At 50.3% G+C, this 26,946-nt stretch carries 21 protein-coding genes; 13 read left to right on the top strand and 8 right to left on the bottom strand.

The window, feature by feature from the left end; genetic code table 11:
* Window positions 1-43: 43 nt before the first annotated feature.
* The 3 genes from HJG54_RS14215 to HJG54_RS14205 all read left to right on the top strand — a co-directional run bounded on the left by HJG54_RS14215 (window position 44) and on the right by HJG54_RS14205 (window position 2,811).
* Entirely contained in the window at window positions 44-1,636 is a 1,593-nt protein-coding gene (locus tag HJG54_RS14215; RefSeq protein WP_316429406.1) for a helicase C-terminal domain-containing protein, read from the top strand.
* An 81-nt stretch (window positions 1,637-1,717) separates the two neighbouring features.
* A complete protein-coding gene (locus tag HJG54_RS14210; RefSeq protein ID WP_316429405.1) occupies window positions 1,718-1,930 on the top strand; it encodes a DUF2839 domain-containing protein in 213 nt (70 codons plus the stop codon).
* A 536-nt stretch (window positions 1,931-2,466) separates the two neighbouring features.
* Entirely contained in the window at window positions 2,467-2,811 is a 345-nt protein-coding gene (locus HJG54_RS14205) for a DUF1815 family protein (RefSeq protein ID WP_036005578.1), read from the top strand.
* A gap of 215 nt (window positions 2,812-3,026) precedes the next feature.
* Here HJG54_RS14205 and dacB read toward each other — a convergent pair whose 3' ends face one another.
* The 4 genes from dacB to HJG54_RS14185 form a co-directional block, all read right to left on the bottom strand.
* A complete protein-coding gene (dacB, locus tag HJG54_RS14200) occupies window positions 3,027-4,556 on the bottom strand; it encodes a D-alanyl-D-alanine carboxypeptidase/D-alanyl-D-alanine-endopeptidase (RefSeq protein ID WP_316429403.1) in 1,530 nt (509 codons plus the stop codon).
* Window positions 4,557-4,572: 16 nt separating this feature from the next.
* Window positions 4,573-5,742, bottom strand: a complete 1,170-nt coding sequence (locus HJG54_RS14195) for an LL-diaminopimelate aminotransferase (RefSeq protein WP_316429402.1) — start codon at window positions 5,740-5,742, stop codon at window positions 4,573-4,575.
* Between the two features lie 216 nt (window positions 5,743-5,958).
* Window positions 5,959-6,285 (bottom strand): thioredoxin family protein, encoded by a 327-nt coding sequence (locus HJG54_RS14190; protein WP_036005586.1) that lies wholly within the window; start codon window positions 6,283-6,285, stop codon window positions 5,959-5,961.
* 251 nt (window positions 6,286-6,536) lie between these two features.
* Entirely contained in the window at window positions 6,537-7,310 is a 774-nt protein-coding gene (locus HJG54_RS14185; protein ID WP_036005588.1) for a PspA/IM30 family protein, read from the bottom strand.
* On the opposite strand from HJG54_RS14185, the gene HJG54_RS14180 reads away from it, so the two are divergent.
* On the top strand, window positions 7,309-7,443 hold the full coding sequence (locus HJG54_RS14180) for a hypothetical protein (RefSeq protein WP_316429400.1): 135 nt from the start codon (window positions 7,309-7,311) through the stop codon (window positions 7,441-7,443). The genes HJG54_RS14185 and HJG54_RS14180 overlap by 2 nt on opposite strands.
* 105 nt (window positions 7,444-7,548) lie before the next feature.
* Window positions 7,549-8,097 carry a DUF1643 domain-containing protein gene (locus HJG54_RS14175; RefSeq protein ID WP_316429398.1) on the top strand — a complete coding sequence of 183 codons (549 nt, stop codon included), beginning with the start codon at window positions 7,549-7,551 and terminating at the stop codon, window positions 8,095-8,097.
* On the opposite strand, the gene HJG54_RS14170 is transcribed toward HJG54_RS14175, so the two are convergent.
* Entirely contained in the window at window positions 8,055-8,936 is an 882-nt protein-coding gene (locus HJG54_RS14170) for an alpha/beta fold hydrolase (protein ID WP_316429397.1), read from the bottom strand. The genes HJG54_RS14175 and HJG54_RS14170 overlap by 43 nt on opposite strands.
* Window positions 8,937-9,290: 354 nt before the next feature.
* On the opposite strand from HJG54_RS14170, the gene HJG54_RS14165 reads away from it, so the two are divergent.
* The 8 genes from HJG54_RS14165 (at window position 9,291) to HJG54_RS14130 (ending at window position 21,173) form a co-directional block, all read left to right on the top strand.
* Entirely contained in the window at window positions 9,291-10,715 is a 1,425-nt protein-coding gene (locus HJG54_RS14165; RefSeq protein ID WP_316429396.1) for a hypothetical protein, read from the top strand.
* 260 nt (window positions 10,716-10,975) lie between these two features.
* On the top strand, window positions 10,976-11,437 hold the full coding sequence (gene rimP, locus HJG54_RS14160) for a ribosome maturation factor RimP (RefSeq protein WP_036005593.1): 462 nt from the start codon (window positions 10,976-10,978) through the stop codon (window positions 11,435-11,437).
* A 219-nt stretch (window positions 11,438-11,656) separates the two neighbouring features.
* The gene (gene nusA / locus HJG54_RS14155; RefSeq protein WP_316429395.1) at window positions 11,657-13,027 is read left to right on the top strand and encodes a transcription termination factor NusA; all 1,371 of its coding nucleotides are present in this window, start codon (window positions 11,657-11,659) and stop codon (window positions 13,025-13,027) included.
* A 103-nt stretch (window positions 13,028-13,130) separates the two neighbouring features.
* Window positions 13,131-13,469 carry a YlxR family protein gene (locus HJG54_RS14150; protein ID WP_316429393.1) on the top strand — a complete coding sequence of 113 codons (339 nt, stop codon included), beginning with the start codon at window positions 13,131-13,133 and terminating at the stop codon, window positions 13,467-13,469.
* Window positions 13,470-13,813: 344 nt separating this feature from the next.
* Window positions 13,814-16,897: a translation initiation factor IF-2 gene (gene infB / locus HJG54_RS14145; protein ID WP_316429391.1), complete on the top strand. Its 3,084-nt coding sequence runs from the start codon at window positions 13,814-13,816 to the stop codon at window positions 16,895-16,897.
* 257 nt (window positions 16,898-17,154) lie between these two features.
* Window positions 17,155-17,853 (top strand): hypothetical protein, encoded by a 699-nt coding sequence (locus HJG54_RS14140; RefSeq protein ID WP_316429390.1) that lies wholly within the window; start codon window positions 17,155-17,157, stop codon window positions 17,851-17,853.
* Window positions 17,854-18,024: 171 nt separating this feature from the next.
* On the top strand, window positions 18,025-20,472 hold the full coding sequence (locus tag HJG54_RS14135) for a tetratricopeptide repeat protein (protein WP_316429388.1): 2,448 nt from the start codon (window positions 18,025-18,027) through the stop codon (window positions 20,470-20,472).
* 140 nt (window positions 20,473-20,612) lie between these two features.
* Window positions 20,613-21,173, top strand: coding sequence for a class I SAM-dependent methyltransferase (locus HJG54_RS14130; protein WP_036009251.1), 561 nt, complete (start codon window positions 20,613-20,615; stop codon window positions 21,171-21,173).
* Window positions 21,174-21,194: 21 nt separating this feature from the next.
* On the opposite strand, the gene HJG54_RS14125 is transcribed toward HJG54_RS14130, so the two are convergent.
* Genes HJG54_RS14125 through HJG54_RS14115 form a run of 3 tightly spaced genes read right to left on the bottom strand, consistent with a single transcriptional unit; the run spans window position 21,195 to window position 26,714 of the window.
* Window positions 21,195-23,828, bottom strand: coding sequence for a DNA translocase FtsK (locus HJG54_RS14125; RefSeq protein WP_316429384.1), 2,634 nt, complete (start codon window positions 23,826-23,828; stop codon window positions 21,195-21,197).
* A gap of 9 nt (window positions 23,829-23,837) precedes the next feature.
* Entirely contained in the window at window positions 23,838-25,826 is a 1,989-nt protein-coding gene (locus HJG54_RS14120; protein ID WP_316429383.1) for an ATP-binding protein, read from the bottom strand.
* Window positions 25,827-25,880: 54 nt separating this feature from the next.
* The gene (locus HJG54_RS14115; protein ID WP_316429382.1) at window positions 25,881-26,714 is read right to left on the bottom strand and encodes a hypothetical protein; all 834 of its coding nucleotides are present in this window, start codon (window positions 26,712-26,714) and stop codon (window positions 25,881-25,883) included.
* Window positions 26,715-26,946 lie beyond the last annotated feature (232 nt).

Genomic DNA, 26,946 nt, shown 5'->3' with positions numbered 1-26,946 from the left:
AGTTTGTGTCAAAATGAAGTTCATCTAGGATGCAGTAACGCTTGTGATTGAGGTAGAAGTTCATCAACAACTCCGCGCTTTTCTGCGAGAGCAAGGAGAACCCTACTGGCCCCATCATCTCACGATGGCTCGGCTGGTGGCTCGCGCTTTGCGACTGGGGCGGAGTGCATTGATTCAAGCGGGTGCTCCTTCGGGCTATCACGGACGCTATCGGTTAAGCTACCTGATGCCGCTACTGCTGTGGCACGAGCCGGCTATTTTAGTGGCTTCCGAAGCTGTACAGCAACGTCTGCTGATGGTGGAAATTCCGCGTTTGCGGCAGTGGATCGTTGCTAAAAAGTCAATTCAAACGGGTGATTGCTGGCCGGATCCAGAATTTCAGGGCCTCTTGCTCACCACTCCCCAAGCCTGGTTAAGCGACCGGCTATATCAAGAAGGACGCTTCCCAGTCGGGATTCTCACGGTGATCGATGGGGTAGATGATCTAGAGGACTGGACCCGTAGCCTACTCACTACTCGTTTAGGCTCACAGGACTGGAATGACTTGATGCAGTGTTATCCCGATCAAGCAGACGAGATTCGAGATGCCCGTGTCCAGTTGACCTGCTCGATATTTCAGCATCCGGTCAATCCCTACGACCGCTATTTGCTGGAAATGCCCGAACAGGCCGTTTTAGAGGATCTGTATCAAACCTTGCTAGAGGACCGAGCTACCGAGAGCGGTCAGCAAGATGCAAATCGACAAGCGGAAAATCGAGAAGTAGATACGTTGCCTCACAACTGGCAGGCGCTTCAGGAACAGCTCGCCAGTCGAGATCAACTGCTTTGGACCGAGGTGGCTCGTCCTCAGGGGCAGTTTTCATTGCATTCTGCTCCGGCGGAGGTGGCTTCAGTATTAGAACCAGTTTGGGCCCAGCAGCCGGTTGTCCTAATTGGAGGTGCGCTAGATCTAGAAACTGATGCCCCCACCTTTCGGCAGCGGTTGGGGTTGGGAGATCTAACCTGTGTGAAGTTTTCTCCAGACCGTCAGCATGAGTTGATCCAGCTCTACTTGCCCGATGGCCTCCCTATGCCCAATACGCCCCAATTTCAGCCAATTTTGATGCAAGAGGTCCGGGCACTCCTAAATGCGACAAACACTGCCAAGCAAGGGCTGACCGTTCTGTTGGTGGGTGATATGCCGCTCAAAGCTCAGGTTGGCTCAATGCTGGCCGCAGAATTTGGCTCGCGCGTTCAAGTCGAGAAAACTTGCTTGGATGAAAATGGCATTCTGATCAGCGGCTGGGAGTTTTGGCGTCAGCATCAGGCCGTGCTGCCCGCACCGCATTTGTTGGTGATCACAACACTGCCGCTACCTTCGTTGGAAGATCCGCTCGTGGCGGGTCGAGTTGCTCACTATAAACGAGCGCGGCAGGACTGGTTCCGCCTCTACCTGCTCCCCGAAGCTTTGACCGAATTGCAGCGAGCTATTGCGCCGGTACGTGAATCCCAAGGTGTAGTGGCGCTACTGGATAACCGCGTCAATCACCGTACCTACGGGCAGCAGGTTCTAACGGCTATGAGTCCTCTCGCTCGGATCAACTATGTGGATGCCAGCCTGTTTACCCAGTTTGAGGGACTGGGAGCACGCGATTGAGAAGCCTTGCCTGATCCTGCTCTATAAGGCGATTGAGAAGCGCTAATATCAAAATCAGAGCAAGTTTTAGGAAGAAAGAAGATGGGAGACTCAAAACGTCGGAAGGAAGCCTTAGGGGAAAAGTACGGGCAAGAAGCCGATATTTTTCCGTGGCTGCCAGTCAAGAAAAGCCAAGCCCAGCAATTTGTGAGCTGGACGACTCGTGGCGCTTGGATTGGGATTGGCCTGTTGGTGCTCTACTGGGTAACTGTCCGGTTTATTGGTCCGGCACTGGGGCTGTGGCAGGTTAACTAAGGCTTGATAGCAGGTTAGTAGCCAACTCACACACCCGCTTGCTTACTCTTAACAACCTAGGTAAACCCACGGAAATATAGATGTTGCAAAGCCTAACGTTTTCGCTTGATTCCCCCAAAAGGCGTTAGGCTGAAATAACTACGGCTCATTGGTGATCTGTGTGATCGGCCAACAGTTTATAGCCAGTTATAACCCAGTTATAACCAGCAGTCTAATAAGCAGCCTGATCATCAGCTACTCGCTGTAATGGGGTATACCGAGTCGGCGACTACAGGACTACAGTTGACTGTCATGCCCGATACTTTATTGATAGAAACCATCAGTTAGGCTGTGGTAATTAATCGGGAACTTCATAAATAGCAGCGATCTATAAAAGCTGCTTAAACAAGGCTACCAAAGCCCTTCTTTGTACGGAATCCCCGCTTTCTGACTTGTATTCTGGGACAAGAAGAACAGTCAACCCTTACCAAATGTTTAAGAAAACATAAAAGGTTCTAGAATGATGTGATAAGTGTGGTGAAAGGAGGCCTTAAACCATGTTCCTCAGACTTGCAGAACAACACCGCCAATTTGTGCAGGATCTTGTCATGAACCTGCAAGCTTTAGCGATTGTGCTGGAGCAGCGGGGATACCTAGCCTCTTGCTATACCTGTGGAGGGCAAATGAACAGTGCCTCCTTCATGGTTAGTTTGGGCGAAAATCACCTGATTCGCTTTTTGGTGTCTGACTACGGCATCACCTGGACAGAGATGCGAGATGATCGTGAATTGATGAAGCTGGAAGGAGCTGAAGCCATCAGTCAGCTTCAGGAATTGGCAAACCTGGTGAAATACCAAATCAAACCGTCCGAATATCGCCCAACTGTTGCTCAACTTTCCTAATTCCCCTCCTAATTCCTCTGCTCTAACAGGTTAGTTTGGCCAGTAGCTTGCTAATTTTTGACCTTGACCTATTCCGGCTTTAATTATTCTGAACCGTCTGATAAGGTATGTTAATCATCTAGACGGAGCTTGTCAAGACCAGCGGGGATCAAATTATAGGCTGTCGGGATCATAGACTTGGTTGCGGTCCAAAGGTCAGGATAGATTGCGTGGGATCAGCAGGCTTTTAGAGTTGTCATGAGTTCCACAATTGCATCGATGGCACTCTGAATCTCAGTTAAAGGCAGTTCGACTTGGTTGATCAGGATACTAAACACCAGTGGAGAGGAATCCATTGGTTGCAGATAGCCAGATAGGGCCGCGATGCCGCTCAATGCACCAGTTTTTCCCTCTAGTCGACTTTGCACAGGCGTTTCTTGAAATCGGCTGCGGAGTGTACCGCGTACACCAGCCACTGCAAGCGAATGGCGGTAGATAGCAGCGTAGGGCGATTGGGCCATTGCCTGTAAAGTGGCAACCAGTGCTGCCGGACTGAGCAGATTTTGTCGAGCCAATCCAGAACCGTCAACGAGACGATAGCTACTAGAATCAACCCCCAACCATGACAGTTCATTTTCTAGGGCGCTGATACCGGCGGCTAAGGTTGGCGTGGTATCAGGTGTGGAAGTATCAAGCGTGGAAGAGTCGATAGATTGCCGCCCCAGAATTCGCAGTAGGGCCTCTGCATAAAGATTGTTGCTTTGCTGATTGGTTTCTTGGATCAGTTCGGCTAGAGGTGCTGATTCAATTGCAGTGACCAGTTGAGCCGCAGCCGGTAATGGCTCTGATGCGATTCTAGTTTGATTAACACGAATTTGCTCTACTGCCAGCGCCTGCTGTAAGCGCTCGAGAAAATGCTGGGTGGGTTGGGGAATCGAGACAGCCACCGGCTCAGCCGCCGACCCAACCCGCAATTGACCATCAACGTAAAGAATGGGCTGGCTCAGATCTCGTCCTACCTGCACATATTCCGCCGCCGTGGTTGCTACCGTTCGGGAGCGATTCACGACTTGCCAACCGGCGGCTGTGCTGGGATCATCCCATTGCACCTGTAGAGGCTGCCCCAGCGCCTGAGGGACCAGCGTTAGGGCAACCACATTTTGGTTCAAAATCAAGCTGTTGACCGCAGTGCCATAGCCTGCCTGGATGTCTTCCCATTCCCAGTTGGGATGGAAGGTCTCGCCTCGAAAGAATTGATCATCGGCAATGAGCTGATCAATTTGACGGATACCGCGCTGGCGAAGCTGTCCCGCCAATACCTGCAATTGGGTATTGCTAAAGCTGGGATCACCCTGTCCCACTACTCGCAGCCTAACCATTCCATCGCGACTGGGGATCTGATAAACCGAAGTGCGAATACGAAATTCTGGCCCTAATTGATTTAGGACAGCAGCGGTCGTCAGGAGCTTGACATTAGAAGCCGGAATAAAAAATTTGTCGGCATCGTGGCTGTAGAGGGTTTGAGGCGTGGCTTCTAGCGTCTGAACCAAAATGCCCCAGCGAGCGCGCCGGAACTCAGGGCGGTTAGTAATCGCTTCGATACCAGGAGCAAGGTTGGCTCGACAGAGGGATGGTGCCGTCTGTGCTGCCGCTTGAGGAAGCAGGCTAACGAAGCAGCCTACCGTCACCGCAAGCTGTGTAGCTCGTCTCCACCAACTCCTCCATCCATCCTGCTCTGAGGCACTTTCTGATACGCACGAGACCATAGACGGCATGAAGCAACTAGGAGCAAAGAAACTGAGCGATCCGCTCAACTGCTGTTTCTAAAATGGCCGGCTCATGTACGAGCGCGAACCGAACATAGCCTTCGCCAGATTTACCAAATCCAGCGCCCGGTGAGACCGCTACGCCCGTTTGTTCTACCAGTTCGGTGCAAAACCGAATTGAATCCGTTGCCCAGGCTTCGGGGAGCTTGGCCCAGATATACATAGTGGCGGTTGGTACAGGCACCTGCCAGCCAATCCGGTGCAGTGCTTCTACAAAGGCGTCCCGGCGCTGCTGAAAGGTTGTAACAGCTGCCTTGACGGTGTCCTGAGGTCCGGTAAGAGCAGCAATTGCCCCGTTTAGGATGCCGCGATACTGGTTAAAGTCTACGGCAGCTTTGACTTGACGCAGTGCTCGAATCAGTTCGGCGTTGCCAATGGCATACCCAACTCGGAATCCGCCCATGTTGTAGGATTTGGACATGGTAAAGAACTCAATCGAGACAGTCTTATCTGGGTCGGCCTGGAATACAGAAGGCAGAGCATCGCCTTCGAAGTACAGATCGGCATAGGGGAAATCATGTACCAGGACCAGATTATGCTGCCGACAAAAGTCAACCGCTGACTGGAAAAAGGCCAATGGCGCAACGGCGGTGGTGGGATTGTGGGGGTAGCTCAAAACCATCATCCGAGCCTGAGCCAGCACCGGAACCGGAATATCCTCGAACACCGGCAAAAATTGGTGTTCTGGTAGCATCGGCATCGGGTAGATTTGGCCGCCTGCTAGGTAAACGCCCCCAGCATGGGACGGGTAGCCCGGATCGAGCAAGAGGGCAAAGTCACCTGGGTTGAGCACGGCGAGTGGCAGATGGGCCGTTCCCTCCTGAGAGCCAATTAACGGCAGCACTTCGGTTTCCGGATCGACTGCGATCCCAAACTTTTGGGTATACCATTGAGCCGCCGCCTGTCGAAAAGCTTGGGTGCCGTGAAAGAGTAAGTAACCGTGGGTGCTCGTATCCGACAAGGACTGGGCAATAGCCTCCAGCACATGGGGTGGAGTGGGCAAATCCGATGACCCTAGCGACAGATCAATAATCGGCTGACCGGCAGTTCTGGCTTTAGCCTTGGCCCGATCCATGTCGGCAAACACATTCGCCTGTAATGGCTGTAAACGATTGGCGAGAAGCATAGCTAATAAAGTTTTGAGGTTTAAGTTCTGAGTTTTGAGTTAGGGCGTTCAACTAGATAGTAGATAGAGTACGGGCCTCTTGCCCGCCGCAGATAAAAGATCTAGACACTGTTTAGGAGCCGAGAAGCAATTAGGTCAATCATTTAGAGGCCTTTCAATTCAAAACTTAGAACTACGTGCTGCGCACAGGCTGCGCCAACAAAACTCAAAACTTATCTATAAGTGTGGACTCAAGAAGCTTTCTAGCTTTTGTTGGTTCATGGCTCCTTCGGTGGCATCAATGACTTTGCCTTGCTGAAACAGACGCAGTGCTGGTACCCCTTCGACCTGACATTGAGCAACCGCTTCTGGATTCGGATCCACTTCCATTTTGACGACTTTGAGCCGATCGTTGTACTGCGTCGCAACTGCCTCGATTGCTGGCGACATTAAGCGACAGGGGCCACACCACGATGCCCAGAAATAAACCAACACGGGTTGAGATGCATCGATCACTTCCGAGGTGAACTGGGGATCAGAGATGACGATAACACTATTGCTCATGTCAAATAGTCATAAAAGTTTAGATTTCCTCTTTCTAGCTTACTGGGCTAGTAGCGCTTATCCCAGTCCTGATCAATTCAATGCAATCACTGGAATGGCTAGACAAAACCCTATCGAAGGTAAGCGAACAGGCGCACACACCATAAAAAAGGGTGGAGGATATTTCATGCATCACTCCACCGCCGACTAAATGGCTAATTCAATTAAATAGGTTGGCAAAAGCAGATCGATTCAGCAGTTTTGGGCTTGGCTTAGAGTTGATCAAGCTGTTGCTTGAGGGCTTCTAGTTCCGCATCGACTGCTGCATCCTGGGGCGGAGCGCTGGTAGTTGAAGTGCTGGGAAGCTGGGCCTGATTGGGTGCCGCACCTCCTAAAAGCTGAGCCTTCATAGCAGCCAATTCTTCATCGACATCGCTGCCGGATTCCAACTGAGCAAATTGACTTTCTAGATCGGCTCCAGCCAGTTCGGCGGCAGCTTGGGAACGGGCCTCCATTTGCATCACCTTTTCTTCCATCCGCTCAAAGGCTGACATGGCAGTGCTAGTTCCCAGATTGCCCACGGTTTTTTGGAGCTGCTCATTGGCTTTGGCGGCACTGGCTCTGGCCTTGAGCATGTCTTTCTTGGTTTTAGCTTCCGAAATCTTGCCTTCTAGGGCAATCAGATTGCGCTTAAGGGTTTCAACCGTACCGCTTTGCTGATCAAGCTGGGTTTTGAGGGCTGTGGCCGTCTCGACCTGTACTTTCTTACGGCTGAGGGCTTCGCGGGCCAGGGTTTCATCACCCTTTTGCAGGGCTAGCTGAGCACGACGTTGCCAATTGTCCGCTTCTGATTGAGCCTGAGCATACTGTTGCTGAGTTCGCTTTTGGCTAGCAATCGCAGTGGCAACCGCCTGACGCAACTGCACCAGGTCTTCCTGCATATCGATGATGGCCTGTTCCAGAATTTTTTCTGGGTCTTCTGCTTTACTGATAGCGTCGTTAATATTGGCTCGCAGCAAGCGGCTTACACGGTCGAATAGTCCCATGACTCTATCTTTCCTTTCGGTATACGAGGTCAGCGGCTATGAACTTAGCGAAAATCTACCTTCTAGCCTATCGAATTCACTGCGAGTTGTGCAGCCTGAAGCCAAACAATTGCCGGTCAGCCAGCTGGTTTGAAAGACTCAGATCCGCAGACTCAGCCGCAGCATCGACCTAGCTTCGTGAGGGTGCTTCTGTCATAGCATATTTCTAGAAGTTCTCAATGAAACAAGAGGTTAAGCCTTGCCCCATCGGTGCTTAAACCAGCGCAGGAACAGCGGTGCCTGCTTTGATGCAACCGGAACTTACCGCTATTCGCTATGGCGGGTCTGGAACTGGACTAGCCCTCGACTGGCCTTTATTATGCTGAATCCCAGCACCGCCGATGCTCAGCACGACGATGCCACGATTCGCCGCTGCATTGGTTTTGCTCAGAGCTGGGGCTATGGTTCGCTGGAGGTAGTCAACCTATTTAGTCTCAGAACGCCCTATCCCCGAACCCTACGGCAGGTTGCCGATCCGGTTGGTGCAGACTGCGATGCCCATATTTTGACAGCGGTTGAGCGAGCCGAACAGATGATTGTGGCTTGGGGCAATTGGGGGTGCTTGTACAGTCGGGATCAGGTAGTTCTGGATCTGCTGGCCGCTCCGCGACTCCATACCAAACTCCATTGCTTAGGCATGAATCAATCAGGGCAACCCTGTCATCCGCTTTACCTTAAACGCGACGTTCAACCCTTGCCGTTTAGCTATAGCGACAGCATCCAGTCTCGAATCAAGGCATTCACCTGATCGGGCACTTCATCGTGGGGACAGTGTCCAGCTTGGAGATAGTATTCCGTTAACTGTGGATAGTGCTGTCGAAATCTAGCGCCTCTAGATCGGGCATTGATCCAGGGATCGCCTTCCCCCCACAGCATGAGCAGCGGACAGGTCATTTGGCTCAGCAGCACGTCATTTTTTTCGCCCTCTGGCGCTTTGAATACTGCCGCAAACACGGCAGCCGCACCCGGATCGCAAGACGGGCGGTAGATGTCCTCTACGAGTTGCTCAGTGACGGCAGATTGATCGAGATACACCTTTGAGAGGGTTTTGCGAATCATCGACTTTTGCCGCACATATTGAAACAGCATATAGCTCGGTAAGGGCATTAGCAGAACCGATCGGGTCAGCTTGAAGAAAATCTCCCGAAACGGGTCAGGCTTGGTGACGGTTTGAGTTTCGGTAAACGGACCTGCCGGGTTGAGCAAAATTAGGCCAGCAACCGACTCAGGCCGTTGTGCCGCCACGCATAGAGAGGTATAGCCGCCGATCGAATTACCCGCCAGCACCGCCGGTTGACCGATCACTTCTGTAATAAAGGCATGCAACTGATCGCGCCATAGGGTAGCACTGTACTGTACATTGGCCTTCTCGGAACGACCAAACCCCAACAGGTCGATCGCCCAAACCTGAAAGTCCTGGCTCAGTCCGGCCAGGTTTTTGCGCCAGTGATCGGTTGAGGCTCCGAAGCCATGCACCAGCAACAGAGGCGGACGATGGGGCTGCGGTTCACCTGCTTTGACGTAATAAATTGAATGGCCGCGCCACTGCCAGTAGGCTCCTGTAGCTGCGGCAACTGCGGTTTGCATATTCGCATCTAAATGTAAAGTTGTGTGAATGATCTTAGCGTAAGCATTAGGGCCGAGATTCTCCCAGAAGCCAGATTCCACAGTATTGAGTTGGGCTAGGGCATTGAGCTAGAGGCAGGGAAGCTCTCGAGAGCACCGATGACCGGGATAGGTAAATGACTAGAATCAATCCAGGCTGTTAGGTAATTCATAAGTGACTCAACCGGATTTTTATCAGCTCCCAATTCCTGAGAATATCCTGCTCGTGATGGGAAAGCTGCCTGTTTTGTTGAGGTTGAATGACTTAATTGAATGCCTTAGCAGTTTGAATGACTTAGCAGTGTCCTGATTCCGTTCGTTTGATTACTTCTATTTATGATGTGGCGACGAGAGATCCATCCTAATGCTCGCAAACAGTTTAAAGGGTTATGGTTTGAACGAGCGATGGCCCTCCTCGCGTTGGCAAATCTGGGCTTGGTTTTGTTTGATTTGAGCTATATTCCCTGGCGAGATTTCTACCTGAGACGCCTGCCACAGCTCACTGAATGGTATGGCCGGCAATTCAAGGGAATTGAGCCACATCGGATGACCACCGCCTACCTAGACGCCGTGCAGCAGCTAGAGGAACAGGTGGCGCTGACCGGACTGCAGTCGCCTGAGGTGAATCAGCAGTTGCTGAACCTGCAGCGACTGAGCGTGGAGATGGTGGATGAAAATCCGTTTGATGGGGCCAACAAAACCGGCATTCTAGAGCGAATTAAAAACCGGATGCGCGATCAGGTGAGGGCCGACTCCTCGAAACAGGCGTTTACCACCTTTTGGAGCCAGGACTACTTGATGCAAGCGGGTTGGAATCCTTCGCTCCAGTTCTTTCAGCAGGAAATTCAGCCCCTGCTTGCCACCAACTACTACCGTCATATTGGCGAAAACGGCGAACCGATTGATTGGTTCTGGAAAATTGATATTTGGTTTGTCGGTATCTTTGCGGCTGAGTTCCTGGCACGGACCTTTTATTTGAGTCGGCGCTACAAGCGAGCAGGCTGGATTGATGCGGTGATCTGGCGCTGTTATGACTTACTGCTGCTGCTGCCCTTTTGGCGCTGGCTGCGGGTGATCCCAGTCGTGATTCGGCTCGATCAGGCCAAGCTAATCAACCTGAAACCCATCAACAATCGGGTAGTGCGCATCCTGATTTCGAGCGTGGTGGTGGAGTTGACTGAGATGGTGGTGGTGCAGGTGATCGACCAAACCCAAGACATCATTCGGCGAGGTGATGCAACCCGCTGGCTGCTCCGAACTAACCGCTATATCGACCTAAATGGTGTGAATGAGGTCGAGGTTATCGCTAAACACCTGACCAATGTAATGGTGTACAACGTGCTGCCACAGCTTCGACCAGAAGTGGAGGCATTGCTGGGCCACAGCGTCAGCCAAATTTTGCAGACATCGCCTGCCTATGCAAGTTTGCAAAAACTGCCAGGAGTCAGTCATGTGTCGCAGCAAATCACCCAGCAAATCGTCTCTGACGTTTCCCAAACCACCTATCAAGCCATCCGCACAGCTCTGGAAGACGACCGTGGAACAACCTTGACGCAGCAACTCATCCACCGGCTAGGGGAGATCTTTACCCAAGAGCTGAAGCAACACGATGCCTTGGCAGAAATCGAAGCCTTGACGGTTGCCCTGCTGGACGAGGTCAAGGTGAACTACGTGAAGCGCCTAGAAGCGGAAGACTACGAAAAGCTGCTCCAGCAGAAAACGCGGATTTACGAAATCACTCAAAGTGCCCGATTGGACTAGTTCCAACAAAAGTCCTTGCCTTATCCCTTGCGTAGATTGCTTAAATTGAGAATTGCTTGAATTGCAGATTGCGATCAAACGGCACATATGCGTAGCTGGTACACCAATTTTGGATCAATACGCTAAACTTGTGCTTAGTAGGAGACGAGTTCATCTTCTACCGGTGTTATGACATTTCATTTCACTGGAAGTGGGTCGGTGCCCACTTTTTTTAATTCCTAGGCATAGTAGGAGACAAACAGCGATTTCGGTTGGCAGCGATGACTCACCCACTGATTCCTCAAGTTATTGAGCTAGCAACTCCAGTCGCCAACGCACTGGGGCTAGATGTAGTGGGAGCCGTGTTTCATACCAATCAGCATCCACCTGTGTTGCGGGTTGACATTCGCAACTTAGAGCAAGACACAAGTTTGGATGACTGCGAACGGATGAGCCGTGCCCTAGAAGCTGCTCTGGATGCAGCCGATGTAATTCCAGACGCCTATGTTTTGGAGATTTCCAGCCCTGGAATTTCTCGTTCCCTCACCACCGATCGCGAGTTTATTTCCTTCAAGGGATTTCCTGTGGTTGTGATGACGAGTGCACCCCACGACGGCCAAACGACTTGGACGGGTCAACTCCTACGGCGAGACGAAACGGCGCTTTATCTCAGCCAAAAAGGGCGTTCGATTGCCATTCCTCGCCAGTTAATCACTAAGGTTCAGTTGGTAGAGCGGGCTTAATCAAAAGTTTTGAGTGCTTAGTTTTAAGTTTTGGATTGGGCGGTAATCCTGCTCGTTTGAGATCTTCAAACTTGAAGTAAATCTAAGCAATGCATTGATCAAAACTGATTCTTCAACTCACCTTCAGCATTAAACCCACGGAATTCTGTGCCTCACTCAGCACTCAAAACTAACAACTTAAAACTTAAAACTGAAAATTTGGAGGCTCCTCCGATGTCAATGGTTACTCTCCCTGGGCTGCAAGACATGATCGATAACATCAGCCGCGAACGCAATCTTCCCAAGCATGCGGTTCAGGCTGCGCTGCGTGAAGCCCTACTCAAAGGCTACGAACGCTATCGTCGCACCCATCGCCCTGATTCAGCCAGCTTTGACGATGAATACTTCAACAATTTTGAAGTGGAGCTAGATGTGGAAGACGAAGGCTTTCGCGTACTGGCGACCAAAACAATTGTGGAAACGGTCACCAACCCTGACCATCAAATTGCGCTGACCGAAGTACAGGAAGTGGCTGCCGAAGCCCAGCTCGGTGACACCGTGGTATTGGATGTGACGCCCGACCAAGGCGAGTTTGGCCGCATGGCTGCCATTCAAACCAAGCAGGTGCTGGCCCAGAAACTGCGCGACCAGCAGCGCAAGCTGATTCAGGAGGAATTTCAGGAACTAGAAGGCACGGTTCTACAGGCGAGAGTGCTACGGTTTGAGCGCCAGTCGGTGGTGATGGCCGTTAGCAGTGGCTTTGGTCAGCCGGAAGTGGAAGCCGAACTGCCAAAGCGGGACCAGCTTCCCAACGATAACTATCGGGCCAATGCTACTTTTAAGGTCTACCTGAAGAAAGTGCTGGAAGGCTCCCATCGCGGACCGCAGCTTTTGGTATCGCGGGCTGATGCCGGTTTGGTCGTAGACCTGTTTGCAACCGAAGTTCCCGAAATCGAGGATGAAATCGTCCGGATTGTGGCTGTGGCACGAGAAGCCAACCCGCCCTCGCGGGCCGTAGGACCCCGCACCAAAATTGCCGTGGATACGCTAGAGCGGGATGTCGATCCGGTGGGAGCCTGCATTGGAGCGCGGGGTTCCCGGATTCAGGTCGTGGTTAATGAACTGCGCGGCGAAAAAATTGACGTGATTCGTTGGTCCCCTGACCCAGCTACCTACATTGCTAACGCCCTCAGCCCTGCTCGCGTGCAGGAAGTGCGGCTGATCAACCCCGATGAACGCCAAGCCCATGTGCTGGTTCCAGACGACCAATTGAGCCTGGCTATCGGCAAGGAAGGCCAAAATGTGCGGCTGGCGGCTCGCCTCACGGGCTGGAAGATCGACATCAAAGATGCGGCTAAATACGACTATGAGGCAGAAACGCGCAAGATGGAAGCGTTGATCGAAGAGCGGCGTTTGGCGCGAGAAGCGGCTCTAGCAGAAGAGGAATACGAAGATGAAGACGAACTGCTGCCAGAGGACGAGCTAGAGGATGAAGCTGAAGAAGAATTAGAAGCGGATGAATCCGAGCTGGACGACGCCCTAGAAGCCGATGCAGCGGGGGCTGATGGGTTCGGTATAGCTGCCAACGAGGCACTTCAACGGCCCCAGTAAACGACCCAGAAACCACTCCAGCAGGCCCAGCCGCTCTACCTCTGGCCGATTCTTGCTCTAGAAGTCCTACCTGATGTTAGAAAAGCTAAATTAGTCGAATCTCATGCCTCCCCATTACCGTCGTTGCATTAGCTGTCGCCGAATTGCCCACAAATCTGCTTTTTGGCGAGTGGTGCGAGTATTTCCTTCTCACCAGGTACAATTGGATCAGGGAATGGGGCGATCGGTTTACCTCTGTCGGCAAGCGAGCTGCTTACAAGCAGCTCAGAAAAAGGACCGATTAGGGCGATCGCTGAAGGCATCTGTTCCAGAGCAGATCTATCAAACTCTATGGCAACGGTTAGTGGTTGAGGCAGATCGGCCACAGTTAGACCCAGATTCCGATGAAATCGTTAGAATCACTGCGAAGGGTTCGACAGAGAAGGATTCGGCAGAAGGTTGACTGAAACGATAAGATCGGAAAGGTGAGTAGGGTAAAAACGCGAAATCTAGCTGGAACTGCACCAAAAGGTGGCTTCAATTTTCTAAAAATTCGTGCAAGATGGTAGAGGGTGCGCACCCTGACTCGGTAGTGCAACCTTTCGGTTGGAGAAATTTGGGAAGATCTTTAAGGAACACAGCTTAGAAAGCAAAGCGGCTGCAGATCGCCCAGTACCTAAGATTTAGGTTTTGAGCGACTGAATCATGCCCTGATCAGAACCGTAGTTTAGTGTAGGTACAGATGTAGTTTCACAAAAGCAGTAGGTCAATATGTGACAATCGATTGGGACGCAGAGGGGATAGTGGATGAACAACGGCAAAGTGAGAATATACGAGTTATCAAAGGAATTGAATTTGGATAACAGAGAAATTTTGGCAGTTTGCGACCAGCTTAATATTTCAGTTAAAAGCCATAGCAGTACAATAACGGAGGCCGAAGCTGCACGCATTCGTAGCGCTGCCGAAAAGGTTGTCAGCAGTCACCCCCCTTCTAAAGCAGTGGCGTCCCACGCGACTAGCTCTGGTTCTAAGAAAGCGAATTCACAACCGCCTGTGAAAAAGCAACAGATTCTTGAAATTCGTAAAAATCGGCCTCTATCCGAGCCTCCAAGACGCCCAGAGGCCGAAACCCCTGTTAATTCTGCTGCTAATGTTGCCCCTGCCAAGCCTGCTGTTGCTCAGCCGGCTCAGCAGCCAAGTCCGCCGAATCGTCCAGTGCGATCTGAAGCGGTCGAAGCTGAACAGCTAGCTGAGGAAGACATTGATCTTGACCTGGAGGCAGGGACTGAGTTGGTGGAAACGACTGCTCCTGAGCTAGTAGAGGAAGTGACGGTAGAACCTGAAGAAGAACTGCCTGCTGAACCAGCGACAGAATTGGTGCAGCCGCCGGTTCGTCCAGTTGCAGCACCGAAACCCGAAGTGAGTCAATCGGCTGGGGCATCGCCTAGCCGTCCTTCCAATCAAGCACCGGGTTCAGTTAACCGTCCTATCCTGAAGCGACCCAAGGCAGATACGGCTCAGCCCGCCGCCCGTACCAATGGCCAGTCGGCAGATGCGGCTCCTGCTAGGCAACCTCGTCGCTCGGAAACTGCAGAAGAGCCAGCTCTTAAAGCGCGGCCCGTTCTAGAATTGCGACGCAAGCCCGTGCGACCGGGCGAAACAGCCAGCGAAACTGAGACCGCTGCTAAATCTCCCGGCAAGCCTGCAGGTAAGCCCGGGGATGTTTTGCCAGAACTACAGCGCCCAACCCTACCTCGGCCGCCGAAGCGAGGCAAGGCATGGGAAGAAGAGGAAGAGGTTGAAGAAGAAGTTCAAAAGGCAGGTGGCAAAGCTGCTACCAAATCGAAACGTCGCACGCCGGTCATTGATGACGACGAGGATATCGACATTATTGATTTGGATGAGGTGCTCGACGACGAAGACGAAGGCGAAGATGAGGATGCAACCGTCCAAGTCAGCCTTTCGCTAGCGCGTCCACCGAAGCCGAAGAATCGGGCTGGCCAATCGAAGCCATCTGTATCGGCTCCGGCTCCTCCCAGAGCCAAACGGTCCTCTGAGTCTTCGCGCAGTACTCGACGTGAGCGGCGGCAAGAAGAAGTGCGGCAGCGGCCTGAGCAAATTGTGCTGCGAGGCGGCATTACGGTGCATGACCTAGCCGAGGAGTTGGTTGTGCCCGAAACGGAATTGATTCGGCTGCTGTTCATGAAGGGCATCGCTGCCAATATCAACCAGATTTTGGATATTCCCACCGCCATCATGGTGGCTGAAGAATTTGGGGTCGAGGTAGAAACGGCTGAAGCCGAAGCCGAAGCCCGTAAGGTGACAGAGATGCTGGATGCAACCGATCTGGAAAACCTCCAGCGTCGTCCTCCGGTGGTTACGATTATGGGCCACGTTGACCACGGTAAGACCACGTTGCTCGACTCGATCCGCAAAACCAAAGTGGCTCAAGGCGAGGCAGGTGGGATTACCCAGCATATCGGGGCTTACCACGTCGATGTGGAACAAAACGGTCAGGTGCAGCAAGTCGTCTTCCTAGATACGCCAGGTCACGAAGCCTTTACCGCGATGCGAGCGCGGGGTGCTCGTGTCACTGATATTGCCGTTCTGGTAGTGGCGGCTGACGACGGCGTGCGGCCTCAAACCGTGGAAGCAATTAGCCACGCTAAGGCTGCTGGTGTGCCGATCGTGGTAGCGATTAACAAGATCGATAAAGAAGAAGCCCAGCCCGACCGGGTGAAGCAGGAGCTAACCGAATATGGTCTGGTAGCTGAAGAATGGGGCGGCGACACGATTATGGTGCCTGTGAGCGCCATTCAGGGAGAAAACCTTGACGCGCTGTTGGAAATGATTCTGCTGGTGGCCGAGGTTGAAGACCTGTATGCCAACCCGGATCGTCCGGCTAAGGGAACCGTGATTGAGGCCCATCTCGATAAGGCCAAGGGTCCGGTAGCGTCGCTGATTGTTCAAAACGGGACGTTGCGTGTTGGCGATGTGCTGGTGGCGGGATCGGTCTTCGGCAAGGTGCGAGCGATGGTAGACGACCGGTTCAAGCGGGTCGATGCGGCAGGACCATCCTTTGCCGTCGAGGTGCTGGGCTTGAGTGATGTGCCAGCAGCCGGTGACGAATTTGAAGTCTACCTGGATGAGAAAGAAGCGCGGGCTATTGCGTCCAGCCGTTCCGATCAACAGCGGCAATCGCGCCTGCAGCAGGCAATGGCTTCTCGTCGAGTCAGCCTGAATACGCTCTCGGCTCAGGCTCAGGAAGGCGAGCTGAAGGAACTCAACCTGATTCTGAAGGCGGACGTCCAAGGTTCGGTCGAAGCGATTCTGGGCGCACTGCAACAACTTCCCCAAAAAGAAGTGCAGGTCCGGGTGTTGCTGGCTGCTCCGGGCGAGATCACCGAAACCGATGTGGACTTGGCTGCCGCCAGTAGCGCCGTAATCGTGGGTTTTAATACCACCTTTGCAAGCGGTGCTCGTCAGGCCGCCGATGAAGCCGGAGTTGATGTGCGGGATTACAACATCATCTATAAGCTGCTCGAAGACATTCAGGGCGCGATGGAAGGTCTGCTGGAACCCGAAATGGTCGAAGAGCCGCTGGGTGAGGCAGAAGTGCGGGCTGTCTTCCCGGTGGGTCGCGGAGCGGTGGCTGGTTGCTATATCCTGTCAGGTAAGGCGATTCGGAACAGCCGAGTTCGCGTCCGGCGTGGCGGTGAGGTAGTTTATGAAGGCAACCTCGACTCACTGAAGCGGATGAAAGAGGATGTGCGGGAAGTCAACGCTGGCTATGAGTGTGGTATCGGCATCGATAGCTTCAAAGACTGGGCACTAGGCGATATTATCCAGGTCTTCCGACTGGTCTCGAAGCGTCGTACTCTCTCGGCCTAAGCTACTGCTGTGATTTTAATAACAAGGTTCAACCGGCCCTGTTATTCCAGCACAAATTTCTAGAATGTGTTTTCACGGCTCTCTACAGCTTCTGCTTAGAGGGCTTTTTAGTTTAGAAATCAAGCATCAAACATGCTTGGCAAAACTACAGCAGAGGACTTCATAACTGTTTAGAAATTGGTTCTAGATAGAGGCTCAATTTCGATATAAAATTGACCACTTAAGCTATTGAGAATTAGACCAAAATTAGACCAAATTTGATTACCTTGCTGCTGCTGCTAATTAATAGTATTGCTGTTTTGGCTGGGGTGGGAAGGGCAATTTATCTAGAGAGGCCGATCACTCGCTACTTTCATGAGAAAGAATATATTACTCGGCTCTCTTTAATTCAGCTTTTGATTGCAGCAGGGATTGCTTTGGTAGTTTGTTGGTTAAGCAGCAGCAAATTCAAATTTGAAGGATGGCGGTCGCCATGCATTTTGTGGTTGATGATTGCAATTGGCTTTCTGTTTCTTGCAGTGGATGAAGCATTTGAGTTGCACGAAGATTTTTTTCAAGTTGCAATTTTTACTGCATTCAATCTAAAACGGAATTTTATTACAGTTAGAATTAATGACTTTATCGTTTTGCTGTACGGTTTATTAAGTATTGGATTAATCTATTTATACCTACCAACCATCAAACAGAATTACAGTCGCCGGATGCTGAGACACCTGACGGTTGGTTTCGCTCTCTTACTGGTAATGGTCATTTTAGATACATTAGGCAATAGAAAGGAAATTCCTGTTTTATCTGGCGTGTTGCCTACATTTACGAACGTCACATTAAGACGATCGCTGCATGTCATCGAAGAAGCGTTCAAGCTGTTTTCGCAGGCATTTTTTATTGGCGGATTCTGTGCTGCTATGCAGGAGGCATGGTTTGCTCGCAAAGTTCAATCGCTTCAGAAACATTAAATAAAGCAACCACAGAGCCATAGAGGACACTGAGCCTGGTTTTTCCCTGCGGCTGGGGTTTTTGGCAGTTTTCCTGACGACATAGGCAGACTTCGTAAAAAGAGAATATGCCCCCGGAATGGACCCAACCTTGCCTGAATTAAAACGTATATCACAAGCTGTTGTCTCAACATGAAGAAGTACTCGTGGCTCAATGCCCTGGAGAACGCGTCGCTCGTTGGCCTAGGGGCTGGCTCAGTGGCATCTCTCCTGCTCAATCAGGTGTTCTACACAACGACGCCCCTGTCTTTGCTGGTGGTGTTGGGATTATTGAATCGTCGTCGCTTAGCACAAATGAGCGAGCAGCGCGACACCACTCTGGCCGAGACCGATCAGTATCTAGCGCTGCAAATTGATCGAGTACATCAACAGGTGGCCTCGCTGCCCAAACCAGAAACGATCAATCGCCTCAATCGGTCGCTGCTGTTCAAAAATCAGGAAGTTTCCGAAAAGCTGCACAATGAAATCTCAACACTGAGACAAAGCATGCACCAGCGGTTGGCTGCCATTGAGCAACAGGGGTTGGGGGCTGTGCGCCAGGAAGTTCGTCAGGTGGTCGAACGCTGCAACTATCTGATGGAAACCGTCAACCAGATGGAAACTGATCTGGGTGGATTATCGAGTCAGGTGCAAGCTGACGGAATTCAAAAAACAGTCGATCAGTTAAAACAGGATGTCGCCACGCTTCAGGTTAATCTAGACAGCTTTAGCTACCAAACCAAGCCAAACCTGACGATTTTGCAAGAGCACATCACGCGGCTAGATCGTCAGTTCAGTAAACTACCGCCTCCGGTTGATGTCAGCTCATTGAAGCAAGAAGTAGCCGAGCTGATCAAAATTGTGGCCGATCTGGTCCCCCGGCGCGACTTGAGCAGCTTAGTGAGTGAAGTAGAAGCGCTCCACGCTCAGCAGGAAGCTCTAAAACAATCGGTCTTAGCTATCGAGACCGCAGCCTTGAGCTTTAGACGCACGTTTCATGACTTGCCAAAACCCGAAGATGGCGCAGTTGAGAGCAATGGTCGCATCCACAACCAACCCGGAGAAACCGAACTAGCTGCACACCATACGGCTCTAACAACATTGGGATCGGCCTCCTCCAGCATTTACCCCGAATTACAAGAGCTAGCTGCTAATTACCTAGGCAACCTGCGAGACCAGCTCAACACAATTCATGACTTTACCACTAGCCTAGCCCGCCAGCAGAAGCAGCTGCGGGAGCAGCTCAGCCAACTACCGCAAACCCTAGACGTGATTGCGCTACAACGTCAGCTCAGCGAACTTTCTCAGCGGATTCCGGTTTCCGACGGCGCAATCGAATCGTTTAAGCTGCGGGTGCAAGACGTGCTGCATCAAGAGCTGCAATACATCAATCAGCAGTTGCAGATGGTGGCGGCCACACCTCATTCCGAGCTGATTTTCGATTTTTATCCAGCCGATGCGACCCCTACAGAGATGTCCACCCCCAGCAGTCGAGCTGTGCTGGAACAGGCTCTAGAGGAAACCCAGCAGCGCTTGATTGTGATTTGGCCCTGGTCTGAGCAGTGTGAATTTGACGAACTGCTGTTTCGTCAGTTTGAGACCTTCCTCAGTCAAGGCAAGCAGTTGGACGTAGGCTGGTGCTATCTAGCCGATCGGGATGAGGACCGCTGGCTGAGTAAAATGCAGCGAGGCTGGATGACCGACCTGACCCACCGCAGTTTGCTGCAAGAAACCCTGCACAAACTATTGCAGCTGAAGCGCATGTACCCCGACCAATTCCAGTTCAAAATCCTGGGTACCAGCGAAAACTTTTTGGTCGCAGATGACAGCTTTGCCGTTTTGGGCATTGCCAATGTGTTAAAAACCAAGACCGCTTTCCCCGAACTCCAGCTCAAGCTCAAAACCACTGATCCCGGCGTGATCGAGCGATTAATTCAGCGGTTTGACGATCCAACCCTACCAGTCGATGACTTGCTGTCCTACTGGAATCGTGCCGTTACCCGCTATGATTTGGGCGACAAAGTAGGAGCGATTGCTGACTATACTCATATGCTCAGCATTAATCCCGAAGACGATATCACCTATAATTACCGGGGCTTGGCCCACTATGATCTGGGTGACATAGCCAGCGCCATTGCCGACTTCACTGAAGCGATCCGGCTGGCCCCACACCAAGGAGCCGCCTACTGTAATCGAGGCTTCATTCGATCCGAGCAGGGCGAACACTGGGACGCCATCAACGACTACACGCTAGCCTTGCAGATGCGTCCCGACTACCCAATTGCCTACTTCTATCGCGGCATGACGCGGCAAAAATTAGAAAACTATACCGAGGCTATTGCTGACTACAATGAGGCGATCCGGCTCGCTCCCGATTCAGCCGTGGCCTACTACTATCGCGCTGTAGCTCAGCAAAAGCTCGAAAACGTCTCAGAAGCAATTGCCGATTTTGAATTGGCGGCTCAGTTCTTCTGGGTGCGCGGCAGCAAAACAAACGCCCAAAAAGCGCTGAAACAGGTCGCCAAACTGCGGCAAGAAATGACCCTGATGCTGCATCAGGCCGATCCAGACCGGGCATCGGAAGCGCTATATCATTCATAAACTGAAATCACCAGTCCTTCCTCACAGCGATATCCCTATCTTCGCTACAAAGGAAAAGCAAGTTGATATAAGCTATTGCAAAGGCTGAATCGCTGATTCCGTTGGGCGATTGGCTAGGCAACTTGTGAGGAGTGAAAGCGTTGGCACGTGAAGTTTTGCTTGAACCACTGCTGCGGTGGTTTCGGTTTCGTAAGGTAATGCCCCATATTCCGTCAGGGGCACGGGTGCTGGATGTGGGCTGTGGCCGTTCGGCGGCATTTCTTCGGACCATTGCGCCTCGGATTGACTATGGCGTGGGTGTAGACTTCAAAGTCAAAGAAATGCAGCTAGAGAATATTCAAACTGTGCAGCTCAAACTGGCCCATAAACTGCCCTTTGCCGATGCTGGCTTTGATGTCGTCACGATGCTAGCCGTACTAGAACACATCGAGCACGAAAAGCCGATTTTACAGGAAATCTATCGGGTACTAAAGCCAGACGGCAAGCTGGTGCTGACCGTACCCTCGGTGTGGGCGCAGCCGGTTCTAGAGTTTCTTTCCTATCGGCTCAAAATTGTCGATGAGGCCGAAATCCGCGATCACAAGCGCTATTACAACCGCACCAAGTTACAGCAGGTGCTGGTGAAAGAGACCGGATTCAGAAACTTCAAGCATCACTATTTTCAACTGGGCATGAATAATTTTTGTACGGTTGTGAAGTGAGCTTTAGTCGCTGAGCAAGCCTTACAAAATGTTGGCTAATGTTATCGTTGGCGCAAATAAACTTTGTAATCGCAGTAAATTAGCTCCAACTTGGTAGAGCAAATCCCCTTTGCCCAATAGATAGGCTGCTTCAGTTTGTTTTCCACCCAAAATAATTGCGGAATCTGCCTCGCTTGCCGTGCGCAGCGCCACGCGCCCTGGTAAATTTGAACGAATAATTGGCGTGACAACTTTAGCTTCAGGTCGCTGCGTGGCAATAATCAGGTGAATGCCTGCGGCGCGTGCCATTGCCCCTAATCGCTTGATATGCAGCTCCAACGCTTGAGCCGTTTCTTTTTCTGCCATGAAATCCGCATATTCGTCAAAAATGCAGACAATTCGCGGTAAACATTTGGCGGGTTGCTGACTGAATTTTTGATTGTAGCTGGTTAAATCGCTGCAACGGTTGACCTCGAATTTTTGATAGCGAGACTCCATCTCGGCAACTAACTGTTCCATGAGAGCGATGGCGCGATCGCCTTCCTTGGCAACCGAGGTATACAGCCAAGGCATGGTTTCAAATTCTGGAAACGTGACTCGCTTGGGATCAACCAGCGCCACTTTCAGCGTTTGCGGCGAATGACGCATCAGCAGACTCAGCAGCAGTGAACGCAAAAACTCACTTTTGCCGCTGCCTGTGGTGCCTCCCACTAAAAAATGACAGGTGTTGGGATCGGATAAATCCGCTTCAATCAGTTGACCGTCTAGATTCACACCAATGGCGATTCGCGTGGGCGCAGTCGGCGGTAGTAGTTCAGGTTGAAGGTAGCGATCGAAATAGGCGGCTTGGCGATCGGGACGAGGCAAATCCACGCTGACGTAACCCGCTTGTGGGGCAATTAAGGGCGGACTGGCAATTCCCAACTGAACTCGCAAATCATCCGAGAGCTTCAGAATCGAATTAACTTTGACGCCAGGAGCGGGCTTTAACTTGACTCGGATAAAGGCAGGACCGATCGCCGCCCCGTGATAAGTTACTCCCACCCCAAACGACTTCAACGTTTGGACTAAACTCTCTGCAATTGCATCGGCATTGCAGGTTGTTTCTTCGTCAGGGTTCGTAGTTGCGTGGGATGCTGGGTTTTGCGGCTGATTTTGAGATGCGATCGGCTCAGGCGGCGGGGAAACAGGAGTTGAATCAGCGGTTGCAGACTGGGATGAAAACTCAGCAGTCAGGAAAAACGTTTGACATTTAGTGCGTTGAGGACAAATCTCACAGAGCGGCGGTTGGCTGGTGGGCGGTGGCGGATTAGGCTGTCCGGGTTCCCACGCTGCCCAGTGGCGCATTTGCAATAACTTGTGAGGAATCAGTTGATGAACGGTGTTTTCTAATTCATCCCAGGTGAACGTCAACTCTCTTAAATCGGGTAGAACGCTGTATACAGCAGAGTTAATCGGAACGCCCACGCGCTCTTTCAGCATGTAGCTATATAAAGCAACCTGTGCCAGTTGCGCCGACTGATCTAGCGATTGATAGGTTTTATACTCGATGACACACAAACGCCGCTGCTCAAAGTCATATACCAGGCTGTCAAATCGCCCCCTAACCTGCTGCTGGCTGCCATCGGGCAGTGTGAACAAATGCTGCACGTTGAGTTCTTGTGCCAGAAATGTTTTGCTGATCAAATCGTCTGCCGAGCAATAGCGCCGATTATTTACCAGCAGGCGTGTCCATTGCTGAATTAACCCGATTAACCCTTGCCAAAGTTGATTTAGGGCGGGTGCTGTGCTTGGATCACGCTCAATTTTGGCTTGCAGGTACGGGTAGAAGACCAGATTGAAGAAGGCATCCTGCATTTGGCTGGCGATCGCCTCTGCATTAAGCTGGTCAGGTTTGGCGGCAAATAGCTCCTGAAACTGAGGGTGCTCTAATGCGGCTTGGACGAAGCGATCGGATAACTCGTGAAAGGCGTTACCGATGCCCCGCGTTTGATCCTTTGGCAGAAATTGGGTTTTGCCGTCAAACCGCTGCGCCAAATAAAACAACCGGGCACATTCAAATGCCACCCGCACTTTCGTCACGCTGAACGAGGTAGGGTCAGGAGGAGATGGAGTCGTCACGGTTTCAGGACGCTTGTTCTGCACCAGCCTAAGTAAGTATTGATGGACGTGAGCCAGATAGACTGTGTCCATTTTCGCGTAAACCAGTTGTTTAAAGCTAAGCGGACGTTTGCCCCAGTCGCTAGACTGTTGCTCGGCGTCAACCTCGGTGAACTGACACAGTTCTTTGGCTAGCGTTTTTAGTTTGTAATTCGGAGTTCCTAGAACCGTTTTTGGAAAGCGTCGGGCAAGCTTCAAGGTACAGGTGACATTTTGAGCGTGGCTCTGTCCTAAGAATTTCAGATCAAAGCTGGCATTATGAAACACTTTTTCGATCGCTGGATTGATCATGATCTGGTGAATGAAATGCTGCACCAGATGAGGGCGATCGAGCACATCCAATAAATAAGCAGCCGTACCGTTGCGATCGTCGGCATCAGCTAACACTTGAATCAGCGATAGTTTTGGTTGAGATGTCCACCATTCTGCAACTTCGGTGTCTATCCAAAGAATGGGAGAGTTCGCCAGTTGAAGAATCGTTGCCTCAATCTCCGCAACATCTGTTAAGTAGGACATGTTTAATTGTTAAGCCGCAGATTGTTTGGGAATTAGACAAATAATTTGCTCATCCAGTTTTGCCGATTCATCTAAAATTCTGATTCGTTTCTCTTGGCAAAGTTCTCGAATAATTTGTTCCATTTGGGCATCCGTTAATTTGGGAAATTGCCCAAGGGTATTTTGAACAGCAACTCTTCTGGCAATCAAGTGATGAGTTCTGACAAAACTCAGCAGAAACTCTTTTTCTCGACCCAAAGAAGGTTGACCACCCTTTCCTTTTGGAACGACACCTAATTCTTGTAAGAGAGAGCACCCTTTTAATACCTCTGAATCTCGCACTAGCGCCTCAAGCTCGTTCAACTTCAAGGTTTTTCCAGCAATGACTAGTTCTTGAGAATAAACTGAATTGACAAGGCGATCGTATGTCGCCAAATAGTGAACTGATTCTAAATCAGGTTTAATGTGTCGATTGTGGGGCAGATCAACAAAGAGTTGTTTGTATAGTTTATAGCCTTGAGTATTTGATCTGCCGGTTCCTTCTGCCCGAATCAAATATATTTTTTGACAGGATTTCTCTCGTTCTGCTGAGTCGCACGATCGCATAGTGTGAATAAAGGTTTGACTAGAATTTTCTGCCCAAACCAACCCTATCTTTTTATTCGTTTGAGGGTCTTGATAAGAAAAGGAATAGCTGGCATAGGTCTTGCTGGAAAGTAATTTCGGTTTAATGCTTTTCACCTGCAAAGCAGACAACGTTCTGCTGAGCATTGAAATCAGTTCGGGTTCTGAGAAATGACGAATGCGAGTTACTTTCTGTTCAGTCGTGCTAAATTCCTTTTCCCACAGAAGTTTGAATGAGGCATTGGAATCGGGTTTGCTTGTTTCATCCGACCCATCAATCCCAGCTTTGTCTAGCTTGTAGCGAAGCAGCAACTGATGACCAAAAACTAGCGTTGAACGAGGAGTCGTCTTTCCACCTGGGTATTTTTCCTCTAATGCTTCTCGTGTCAACGGATAGATCTTTGTTTTTGGCTGTGGATTAGCTTGACGATGTAAAGGCATTAGTTTGCTTGCCCACAACGCTTCAGCTTGATCAAGAGAAATTCGTCTTAAAAGTACGGCTTGCTCCACTCTATCTCTATCAGATTGTTGAATTGTATCCTTATGCTTTTTCCAAGTTTCTATATTAATACTGATAATAATTAAAAAGTTCTTCAGTCTTTCATTATGGAATGTAGTATTGATGTTAAAAACAGGTTGAATATCTGGTGAACCATTAGGTAGCAGCTTGCTTTCAACCTGATCAAAGCAAAGGACAATGGGATAAGTAGACGTTGAGATTCTACCCAAATTTGCTAAAATTCCTTGAGCGGCAGCTTCGCTGTCAATTGATTTTCTAATCTTTAGCGTTTTCAAATCATCTTCGTCTAAATCGTCGCCCCTCAGCCAACTGCAAGCAGTGAAATATAAATCTGGATTGTTTAAGTCGTATAGGGCACCAAAGAATTCTTTGGCTTGATAAATTCCTGTTGGATAGGCACTTTGAAAATTTTTAATGAACAAGGCACGCTCACCCAACAATCGTTTCATCAGGTTGCGATCGCTAAACACTGACAAACTTTTAAGCCAAAGCAACAACTGAGACTCTTGCTGTCCCTCTGGTTTGTGCATCAAGCTATCAACGGTTTGCCGTAGGGTGTGCCGCCAAATATGGTCACTGTCTACAAACGGTGGAATATAGACGAAAAAAGCTTTGGAGTTCAAGCTGTCTTTAAGGCGTTTGAGTACATAGCTTTTCCCAGAACCCACATCACCCGTTAGGCGAACAGTACGAGTGTGATAGTCTTTGGCAACTGAGTTAAGCAGTCCCGTGATTTGATCGATCGCCTCTTGATGAATCGAATTGACAGTTGAGGTGATTGTGGAGTCTTCTTCCTGCCAAAAATTACCCGTTTTAAATGTGACGGGATCAAACGGGTTTGCTTCTCGTTGAATGATTTCATCGATCGTAGCCATGCTGTGACCTCTAAGACATAGCAGCAAATATCAAGAAATTAAAGTTTGAACAGATTATTCGTTCACAACCAGAAAGAACAGAGGGCCACCAGATTCTTGAGGAATTCCAGCCTGAATTTCTTCTGATGTGTAATGAATGGCTTCTACTAATGAACTCAGGTCAAGTTTGTCCTGTCTTTGCAAACGATAGAGCGCCTGATCTAATTCATCCCTAGATAGCGGTGGTTGTAATTTTTTCCGCAGGTAAAAAATAGGAAGATAATTCTCTGTACCTAGTTCTCGATCTAGATTCCGAATAGTTTGCAAAATTTCTTCATCCGTTGGTTTTGCTTGTCCGTCAGGTGGAGGCAGTTCAGGAGGAATTTCAGAACTGCGCATCAACTTGCGCATGAAATTTAAGTAATTTCCAAACAGCTTTAAGTCAAACTGCTTAACAATTCCAGTCAGATTCAGTTCATCCCGTAAATACTCGGCTCCTCGATCAGTTAGCCAAACCTCCTTGATTTCGACCTTTTTGGCCTTAACAAGTCCTTTTTGAGCAAGATCTTGAATAACAAGCTGCCGATCTTGCGCGGGTAGTTTTTTGCTGCTGATATCACTAGGAGCTATTGCTTTAGTTTTACAGGCTTTCAGCACGATGAGCTGTTGTTCTGAGACAGGAACCTGACTTAAGTCTTGTTGAAGTAGTGCTTTACCCGCAGATTCAATTTCAAACTTTCTGATCACGTAGGCATAACCCACAATTTCTCGTTCTGCTAAATTCCGACAAATTTTTTCTACTTCCGAAGCAGAAGTTTTACTGCTTGGTGCAAGTTCCCTTACAGAAGGAGCACGATAACTTTCACGACCTAGGAGCTTGAGAAGAAACTTGAGTTCACTAGTCTGCATAAATTGGCTCCTTGTCAAGTTTTGATCGTTGATTCACCATAAGCAATAGTATTTTATTGCCCTGCCCATAGCCAGATTCAGCAAGGTTTTGACAAAACTGTACAAAATTAGGTTGCTGTTTGTTAAAGAATATTAAGAAGGAAAGACCTAGAGCAGCCCACCTACGCTCCTTAAAATCTAAAGCTGATACGACTAACATCTGAATTACAATCGGTTCAAATTTGTAAGGATG

It is taken from the genome of Leptolyngbya sp. NK1-12, from assembly GCF_032598965.1.
In the GTDB taxonomy this organism is placed as follows: domain Bacteria; phylum Cyanobacteriota; class Cyanobacteriia; order Elainellales; family Elainellaceae; genus Elainella.
This window is presented reverse-complemented; position numbering and strand designations above follow the sequence as displayed.